This is a genomic window from Vibrio sp. 1978 (assembly GCF_033344345.1).
Map to the genome: position 1 here is coordinate 1 of NZ_JAWPOP010000856.1, position 556 is coordinate 556.

Consider the following 556-nt stretch of genomic DNA (forward strand, 5'->3'; position numbering starts at 1 on the left):
TTTTTGATTCAATTCCTTTCATCAAAGCAACGTCACCTAAATAGAATAAATAAAGATATTGTAGTAACTAACTAATCAAATCAGGTATGTCGCTGTAGAATCTAATTTGATTAGTTACTAGGTTTTACATTTACATTAAAGAAGCTCACTCATTTCTGGCACACCGTCGGCTTGCGATAGCAAGTATTCACACTCTGTTTGGATGAGTGAGACACATAGTTCTATGTGTTCACGTTCTCGATCCTCGATTCCTTGAGCTTCGGTAAGGTCAATCGCTTTCTTCAGAGCATTTTTTATAGCACCAACGGTTTCTACCATTATGGAAGCCATTTTGGTGCCTGAATAACCCAGCAGAGCGCCGAATTCAGCTAAATCATAGCTGGTGGTAGGGCGTTTGAAGTTACCTTTCGGCGGATTTTGAAAGTCTTCGCTTTCCCAATCTCCTATCGACATTGCAAAATATTGAGGGATACTGGCGGCACGACCCTCATCAGCAGACAACTTACCGTTTCGTGAGTTGCGTTTTGTTCCCTCTTGAGCGATGGCTTCTATGTTT

The 556-nt window shown here is 41.2% G+C and carries 1 pseudogene; it reads right to left on the bottom strand.

The annotated features are described in order from the left end of the window. Positions 1–135 precede the first annotated feature (135 nt). Positions 136–556: pseudogene (locus R8N49_RS29500) on the bottom strand (type II toxin-antitoxin system HipA family toxin); the annotation flags it as partial.